Source organism: Nocardioides sp., assembly GCF_035429765.1.
Lineage (GTDB): Bacteria > Actinomycetota > Actinomycetes > Propionibacteriales > Nocardioidaceae > Nocardioides.
Genome location: NZ_DAOMFK010000135.1, coordinates 1 through 8,378 on the forward strand (window position 1 = coordinate 1; position 8,378 = coordinate 8,378).

7 protein-coding genes are annotated in these 8,378 nt (G+C 72.1%); 4 read left to right on the forward strand and 3 right to left on the reverse strand.

The genetic code is table 11. The annotated features are described in order from the left end of the window. Positions 1-686 (reverse strand): MATE family efflux transporter (locus PLP61_RS12130; protein WP_502889044.1); only part of this gene is annotated, 686 nt, incomplete at its 3' end. Between the two features lie 452 nt (positions 687-1,138). Here PLP61_RS12130 and PLP61_RS12135 point away from each other — a divergent pair. From PLP61_RS12135 to PLP61_RS12145, 3 genes are all read left to right on the forward strand, one after another. Then, a complete protein-coding gene (locus PLP61_RS12135) occupies positions 1,139-3,799 on the forward strand; it encodes a replicative DNA helicase (RefSeq protein WP_324502986.1) in 2,661 nt (886 codons plus the stop codon). Positions 3,800-3,868: 69 nt separating this feature from the next. Further along, positions 3,869-4,402: an OsmC family protein gene (locus tag PLP61_RS12140; protein WP_324502981.1), complete on the forward strand. Its 534-nt coding sequence runs from the start codon at positions 3,869-3,871 to the stop codon at positions 4,400-4,402. Positions 4,403-4,533: 131 nt separating this feature from the next. Continuing rightward, positions 4,534-5,133 carry a TetR/AcrR family transcriptional regulator gene (locus tag PLP61_RS12145; RefSeq protein ID WP_324502982.1) on the forward strand — a complete coding sequence of 200 codons (600 nt, stop codon included), beginning with the start codon at positions 4,534-4,536 and terminating at the stop codon, positions 5,131-5,133. On the opposite strand, the gene PLP61_RS12150 is transcribed toward PLP61_RS12145, so the two are convergent. Next, the gene (locus PLP61_RS12150) at positions 5,130-6,374 is read right to left on the reverse strand and encodes an acyl-CoA dehydrogenase family protein (protein WP_324502983.1); all 1,245 of its coding nucleotides are present in this window, start codon (positions 6,372-6,374) and stop codon (positions 5,130-5,132) included. The genes PLP61_RS12145 and PLP61_RS12150 overlap by 4 nt on opposite strands. A 271-nt stretch (positions 6,375-6,645) precedes the next feature. After that, positions 6,646-7,896: an MFS transporter gene (locus tag PLP61_RS12155; protein ID WP_324502984.1), complete on the reverse strand. Its 1,251-nt coding sequence runs from the start codon at positions 7,894-7,896 to the stop codon at positions 6,646-6,648. Between the two features lie 105 nt (positions 7,897-8,001). Here PLP61_RS12155 and PLP61_RS12160 point away from each other — a divergent pair. After that, on the forward strand, positions 8,002-8,378 hold a 377-nt coding region (locus tag PLP61_RS12160), incomplete at its 3' end, for a hypothetical protein (protein WP_324502985.1).

Sequence of the window (8,378 nt, forward strand, 5' to 3'; positions counted from 1 at the left end):
TACGAGCGCGGCCTGCCAGCCGGCCAAGAGGCAAACATGGCCAAGATGCTGGCCGCCGAGGCGAGCTGGGCCAGCACCGAGCCCAGGGCCGAGCCGGCCAGGCCCAGCCCCGGGACCGGGCCCGCGCCGTAGACCAGCAGCAGGTTCAGCACGATGTTCAGCAGGTTGCCCGCCACCGCCACGGCCAGCGGGGTGCGGGTGTCCTGCAGCCCGCGCAGCACGCCGGTCGCCGCGAGCATCAGCAGCAGGGGCGTGGTGCCGAGGAACGCCAGGCGCAGATAGGTCTGGGCGTGCCCGGTCACGTCCGGAGCCGCCCCGAACGCCGCCAGCACCGGCGGGGTGAGGGCGATGCCCACCGCGGTGGCCACCGCGCCGATCGCCACCGCCAGCCAGAGCCCGTCGACGCCCTGCGCCAGGGCCCGGCGCCGGTCGCCGGCGCCGAGCTGGCGAGCGACGCTCGCGGTGGTGCCGTACGCGAGGAACACGCACAGCCCGACGACCGTCTGCAGCACCACGCCGGCGAGGCCCAGCCCGGCCAGCTGCGGAGTGCCGAGGTGCCCGACGATGGCGGAGTCGGCGAGCAGGAAGAGGGGCTCGGCGACCAGCGCGAGGAAGGCGGGGACCGCGAGGCGCACGATCTCGCGGTCGTGGGCGGCTCGCTCGGCGCGGGGAATGGCCACGGGCAGGGGCGGTTCTGGGAGTGGCGCCCGGCAGGGCGCTTGTGGATCACCTTGTAGACAGCCGATCCTGCCGGGCGGCTTGTCGACAAACCAACTCGGGCGTCCAGATGACGAGAACGTGAACCGCCGATTGCCCCGGATTTCTTCTATGCACAGGCTGAGGACGACGTTTCCGCAGGTCAGCGCGGTGTTCTCGGCAAGAGGTCGGCTGTCTCCACAGCCTCGTCAACAGGTGCTGCACAGCCGCTCGCGGCTCGTCCACGGTCCGGCCCCGGTTATCCCCAGCGCCTGTGGATAACCGGTCCGGTCCCGTCTTCCTGCGGCGCCCGTCGGGCGCGTAGCGTCCCCTCGGCGGGCGGTGTCGGTGCCGGGCTCTACCGTCGGTTCCGGGACCATGGACAGGAGGGGGAGCAGGCGTGAGCATCCTCGACTCACCCGCCGGGCAGGATCCCCGGGGGATGCCGTACGACGGCTGGGGCGACGGCCCCGCGCCGTACGCCCCCGGCGAGGCGCCGGTGCGCCCCGGCAGCCGCACCCCTCCGCAGGACATGGCGGCCGAGCAGTCGGTGCTCGGCGCCATGCTGCTCTCCAAGGACGCCATCGCCGAGGTGGCCGAGACGCTGCGCGGCGCCGACTTCTACCGGCCCAGCCACGAGATCATCCACGACGCGATCATCGACCTCTACGGCCGCGGCGAGCCGGTCGACCCGGTGACGGTCGGGGCCGAGCTGGCCCGGCGCGGGGAGATCGAGCGGGTCGGCGGCGCGCCGTACCTCCACACGATCTCGGCCAACGTGCCCATCGCCGCCAACGCCGGCTACTACGCCGAGATCGTGCGGGAGAAGGCGATCCTGCGGCGGCTGGTCGAGGCCGGCACCAAGATCGTCCAGATCGGGTACGCGGGGGAGGGCCAGGTCGACGACGTGGTCGACCAGGCGCAGGCGGAGGTCTACAAGATCACCGACCGGCGCATCTCGGAGGACTACGCCCCGCTGTCCGACATCATGGACGGCGTCCTGGACGAGATCGAGGCGATCGGCAACCGCGACGCGGGGCTGTACGGCGTGCCCACCGGCTTCGCCGACCTCGACGACCTCACCAACGGTCTGCACGCCGGCCAGATGGTGATCGTGGCCGCCCGCCCCGCGATGGGCAAGTCGACCCTGGCGCTGGACCTGTGCCGCGCGGCGTCGATCCACAACAACCTGACCAGCGTCTTCTTCAGCCTGGAGATGACCCGGTCGGAGATCACCATGCGGCTGCTGTCCGCCGAGGCCAAGGTGCCGCTCAACCACATCCGCAACGGGCAGATGACCGACGACGACTGGGCGAAGCTGGCGCGCAAGATGGGCGAGGTCTCCTCGGCGCCGATGTTCATCGACGACTCCCCGAACATGACGATGATGGAGATCCGGGCCAAGGCCCGCCGGCTCAAGCAGCGCCACGACCTGCGCCTGGTGATCATCGACTACATGCAGCTGATGACCTCGGGGAAGAAGGTCGAGTCCCGGCAGCTGGAGGTCTCGGAGTTCTCCCGCCAGATCAAGCTGCTGGCCAAGGAGCTCGAGGTCCCGATCATCGCGCTCTCCCAGCTCAACCGCGGTCCGGAGCAGCGCTCCGACAAGCGCCCGATGCTCAGCGACCTGCGCGAATCGGGCTGCGTCACGGCGGACACCCGGATCATGCGTGCCGACACCAATGCCGAGGTCACCATCGGCGAGCTGATGGCCTCGGGCGCGCGCGACGTCCCGGTCTGGGCGCTCGACGACCGGCTCAAGCTGGTGCCGCGGACGATGACCCACGCCTTCGCGTCGGGCACCAAGCCGGTGTTCGAGGTGACCTTGGCCTCGGGGCGACGGGTGCGGGCGACGGCCAACCACCCGTTCCTCACCTACGACGGCTGGACCCCGCTGGGCGAGCTCGGTGTCGGCGCCCGGGTCGGCTCGGTGCGCCACGTGCCCCCGCCGCTGGAGATCCAGCGCCACGACGAGGATGAGATCGTCCTGCTGGCGCACCTGCTGGGCGACGGCTCCTTCGTGAAGCGGCAGCCGATCAGGTACGCCTCGGTCGACGAGGCCAACCTCTCCGCCGTCGCCGAGGCGGCGAAGCGCCGTTTCGGGATAGTCGCCGCGCGGGACGAGTACCCCGCCGCACGCGTCACGACGTTGCGTCTCCCCGCGCCCTACCACCTCACCCACGGGAAGCGGAACCCGATCGCCGCCTGGCTGGACGAGGACGGGCTCTTCGGGCTTCGCAGTCACGAGAAGTTCGTGCCCGGGTGGGTGTTCTCGTTGCCCAAGGAGCAGGTCGGGTTGTTCCTGCGTCATCTGTGGGCCACGGACGGCTCGGTCACCTACGACGAGGCGCGCCGGCTCGGGCGGGTCTACTACGCCTCCACCAGCCGCCGCCTCGTCGACGACCTGGCTCGGCTGCTGTTGCGATTCAACGTGTTCACCAGGATCAAGCGTGCCCGGAAGGCGGGCTACCGCGACGGCTGGCACCTGCACGTCTACGGCGCTGAGAACCAGTTACGGTTCGTGGACGAGATCGGAGTGCACGGGCAGCGAGGACTGGCCGCCACCGCCCTGGGAGCGCGGTTGCGTCAGGTCCGTCCGAACACGAACCTCGACACCGTTCCCCGTGAGGTCTGGGGCCGAGTCCGCCGGGTGCTGGCCGACAAGCAGATGACCCACCGCGAGTTCTCAGCGGCCCTCGGCACGAAGTTCGGCGGGTCGACGATGTGGAGGTCCGCGCCGAGCCGCCAGCGGATGGCGCGGGTCGCCGCCGTCTTGGACGATGCCGATCTCGAGGTGCTTGCCACCAACGACATCTACTGGGACACGGTCACGGCGATCGAGCCGCTGGGCGAGCTGCCCGTCTTTGACGCCACCGTGATGGGGGTGCACAACTTCGTCGCCAACGGGATGGCGCTGCACAACTCCCTGGAGCAAGACGCCGACATGGTGATCCTGCTGCACCGCGACGACGTCTACGAGAAGGAGTCGACGCGCCCCGGCGAGGCCGACCTGATCGTGGCCAAGCACCGCAACGGCCCCACCCGTGACATCACCGTCGCGTTCCAGGGCCACTACTCGCGGTTCGTGGACATGGCGCACTGACCGGCACCGCGGTCGACGTGCCGGTGCCTCCCGCTGGCGGCCCGATCTCGACCCGGCGATGCTGAGCAGATGGATGCCAGTGAGCTGCGCGCCCTGCAGGCGCCGTTGAAGCAGCAGTACCGCGAGGATCCTGCCCGGGCGCGGACCCCGCTGCGGGCGACCGCCGAGCTCGACGCCCCGGAGATCACCGCCACGGTGGGTGGCTGGGCCGGGCCCGTCGTCGCCGGCCTCCACCCGGCCACGGGCGGCGACGGCTCGGCCGCGTGCTCCGGAGACATGCTCCTGGAGGCGGTGCTCGCCTGCGCCGGAGTGACGATGCGCAGCGTCGCCACCATGCTCGGGCTCGACGTACGACACGCCCGGCTCACCGCGACCGCCACCTTCGACGCCCGGGGGACACTCGGAGTGTCGCGCGAGGCACCCGTGGGCATCCAGGACCTCCTGGTCACGGCCCAGGTGGAGACCGACACCGACGACGCCCTGCTGGCCCGGCTCGGTGAGCTGACCGAGCGCTACTGCGTCGTCGGCCAGAGTCTCGCCGTGCCGCCACGCATCGTCGTGACACGCCCGGGTGATGACCGCTTGCCCGGTCAGTCGCCGTGACGACCCGCGCGACCCCACCCCTCGCCACGCTACTGGTGCGTACGACGCACCAGGCACGTCGTACGCACCAGTAGTCGGCCGCGGGCCGGTGGATCGCCCGGCACATACCGGCCGGTCGGTATGCTGGCGCGGTGCCTGCTGAGGGGGTCCGCGACCAGCTGCTCGCGACCGGCGTCCGGCTCTTCGCCGCACGCGGCTACGACGCGGTCTCCGTGCAGGAGGTGGTCGAGGCGGCCGGAGTCACCAAGGGCGCCTTCTACCACTACTTCCGCAGCAAGGACGAGCTGCTCCACGAGATCTACCGCTGGCTGCTCGAGCTGCAGCTCGCCCGCCTGGAGGGGTTCCTCACCGCCGCGGGGCCGCCCGACCGGCGGCTGCACGACGCGGCCGTCGACGTTGTGATGACCTCGTTCGCCCACCGCGACGAGTTCACGGTCTTCGTCCGGTCGATGCACCGCCTCGACGACGCGAACGCGGCCGCCGTACGCACCGAGCGCCGCCGCTACCACGACCGGTTCCGCAGCCTGGTCGAGCAGGGGCAGCAGGCCGGTGCGCTGCGCGCCGACGTGGACGCCGACGTCGCGGTGCACACCTTCCTGGGCGCGGCCCACCAGATCCCCGAGTGGTTCCGGCCCGGCGGCCGGCTCACTGTCGAGCAGGTCGCCGAGCAGATGGTCGCTCTGCTGCTCGACGGCCTGCGTGGCGGGCGGCGCCGGGGGTCGACGGACTAGGCCCGGTCAGCCCCGGCGAGGCGGGCCATCCGGTCGCGCAGCTCCAGGCGCGCCACGTCGCGCAGGTGCACCTCGTCGGGGCCGTCGGCGATGCGCAGGGAGCGAAGTCCCGCCCACATCTGGGCCAGCGGGGTGTCCTCGCTCACGCCGGCCGCACCGTACGCCTGGATCGCCCGGTCGACCACGTCCAGCGCCATGCGGGGGGCCACCACCTTGACGGCGGCGATCTCCTTGCGGGCCCCCTTGGCCCCGACGGTGTCGATCTTCCAGGCGGCGTCCAGGGTGAGCAGGCGGGCCTGGTCGATCGCGAGGCGGGACTCGGCGATCCAGGTCTGGATGACCCCCTGGCGGGCCAGCTCCTTCCCGAACGCCGTGCGGGTCAGCGCCCGGTCGCACAGCAGGTCCAGCGCGCGTTCGGCCATGCCGATCGCCCGCATGCAGTGGTGGATGCGTCCGGGGCCCAGGCGCGCCTGGGCGATCGCGAAGCCGGAGCCCTCGGCGCCGAGCAGGTTGGTCACCGGGACCCGGACGTCGGTGTAGGTGATCTCGGTGTGACCGTGCTGGTCGGTGTAGCCGAACACCTGGGTGGAGCGGACGACCTCCACGCCGGGGGCGTCCACCGGCACGAGCACCATGGACTGCTGGTGGTAGGTGTCGGCCGTAGGGTCCGTCTTGCCCATCACGACCAGCACCTGGCAGCGCGGGTCGTTCGCCCCGGTGCTCCACCACTTGTGACCGTTGATGACGTACTCGTCGCCGTCGCGCACGATGCTCGCGGTGATGTTGCGTGCGTCGCTGCTGGCGACCTCCGGCTCGGTCATCGAGAACGCCGACCGGATCTCGCCGCGCAGCAGCGGCTCCAGCCAGCGCTGCTTCTGCCCGGGGCTGCCGAACAGGTGCAGGATCTCCATGTTCCCCGTGTCGGGGGCCGCACAGTTGGTGGCCTCCGGGGCGAGCTCCGCACTGCGCCCGGTGATCTCGGCCAGCGGCGCGTACTCGAGCACGGACAGGCCGTGGGCCGGGTCGGTGCAGTCGGGGAGGAAGAGGTTCCACAGTCCCTGGCTGCGGGCCTCGCGCTTGAGCTCCTCGACGACGGGCGGCACCGCGTGCGGCGTCCCCGCCGCGACGGCCGCGGCCCGCTGCGCCGCATGGACCGGCTCGGCCGGGTAGACGTGCTCGGCCATGAACCGGGTGAGGCGCTCGGCGTACTCCTGGGAGCGAGCGCTCGGCTGGAACTCCATGCGGGTCAGCATACCGACTGGTCGGTATGCTGGCTAGTCGGCGCGGGCCTGTGGCTCGAACCGGAGGTCGCGGGACCGGCGCGCACCGTGGCGCTGCTGGTCGCCGCAGCCGCGCTCGCGCTGGCCCAGCTTCCGCGCCGTACCTCCCGCCGGGGTGATCGAGAAACTTCTGCGGATTGGACCCAAACGACAGACAAATCGCCCGAATCGATGTCGTTTGGGTCCAATCGGCAGAAGGACGGGGCGGGTCGGCAGCCTGCCCCGGCTCGCCTCACCCCGAGTGCGTCGTCACGCCGTACGCCGCGCGGTTGGCCAGCGCCCACCGCGAGAGCGGCTGGGCGACCAGCCCGGCGAGGAGGATGAGGCCGCCCATCGCCGCCCAGCCGAGGCGGCCGCCGTGGACGCACAGCAGCGTCACCAGCGGAGGGCCGACGATGCCGATCAGCGCGAAGCCGAGGCTGGAGAACCCCTGGTACTGCCCCTGCCGCTCGTGCGGGGCGAGCCCCATCTGCAGGCCCCACTGCCCACCGGAGCCGACCATCTCGCCGACCACGTGGACCAGCGCCCCAGCGAGCAGCACGACCACCCCGATCCACCGGGGCGCGCCGTCGGCCAGCCCGATCAGCGTGAACCCCACCGCGATCAGCACCCCGCCGCGCAGCAGGGCGCGCGCACCGGTCGTGACCGAGTCCGACGACCGGGAGAGCCGCACCTGGAACAGCGCCACCAGGACGGTGTTGACCAGCAGCAGCACCGCCACCATCACCCGCGGGACCTCGGTGCGCTGGGAGATGAACAGCGCGATGCCGAGCTCGGCGGCCACGAAGTGCAGCGCGAACATCGAGGTGACCAGCGACACCGCGACGTACGGCACGTCGCGCAGCACGGCGAGCCGGGGCTCCCCCTCCGCCCGGTGGTACGCCGGCAGGTGGCGCAGCCGGGTGGAGTTCCACGCCGCGAACCCGCAGAGCACCCCGGCGAGCACGAAGACCGTGACGAAGGCGGCGTCGGTGTCGAGGACGAGCGCGGCGCCGCCGACCACCGAGCCGAGGGCGATCGCGCTGTTGGTGACCGCGCGCAGGTACGCCTTGAACTGCACTCCGCGGCCGCCGACGGCGATCTGGGCGATCACCCCGTTGCGCACCGAGTTGGCCGCCGCGCCCAGCGCCGACTCGGCGGCGAGGAGCGCGGCGAGGGTCAGCGGCGTGCGGGCCAGGACCGGCAGCGGGGTGGCGACCGCGAGCGCAGCCATCAGCCAGACCAGCACCTCGCGGGGCCCGCGGGTGTCGCCGAGGTGGCCGGCCGGGAGCGCGACCAGCAGCGCGGCGGCCGCCGCTGCGGAGATGGCCAGCGCGACCTCGCCGGCCGAGAAGCCGAGATGGCGGGTGAAGTAGATGGCCGACGTGGTCATCACCGCGCCCCCGCCGAACCGGGTCGCGAACGACCCGAGGGCGAGCACCCGCAGCTGGGAGTCCACGGGGATCCCCCGCCGGGTGAGTGGTGCCGCCTCGGTGTCGGCCATCGGCCCTCCTCCCTGAATACCTTGACATCAAGATATCTCCCCGGACGTTGCAGCGCACCTGCGCCGGGAGGACCCCGCGAGGCCCCAACCGGCAGGATGGTCTCTGTGAAGGTGGACCTGACGGTGGCGGCGATCCCGGCGTTCTTCGGCGCGATGGGCGCGGAGTACCTCTGGCAGCGGGCGCATCCCGTCGAGCCGGGCACCCGCGCCGGCGACTACCAGCGGGCCGACACCCTCGCCAGCCTGTCGATGGGGGTGGGCAGCCTGCTGGCGCCGTACGTCGCGAGGAAGGTGCTGGACCCGCTGACCCCCGGCGTGGGGCGGCACGGCCGGGTGCTGCTCGGCCTCGGGGCGGCGACGGCGGTGCTCACCACCCTCGGCGACGTCGTCGTCCGCCGGCTGCGCGACGGCCGGCTGCCCGACCCGCAGACGGTGCCCGACGACGTACGCCGGGTGCAGGACGACCTGGCCCAGGCGCGCCA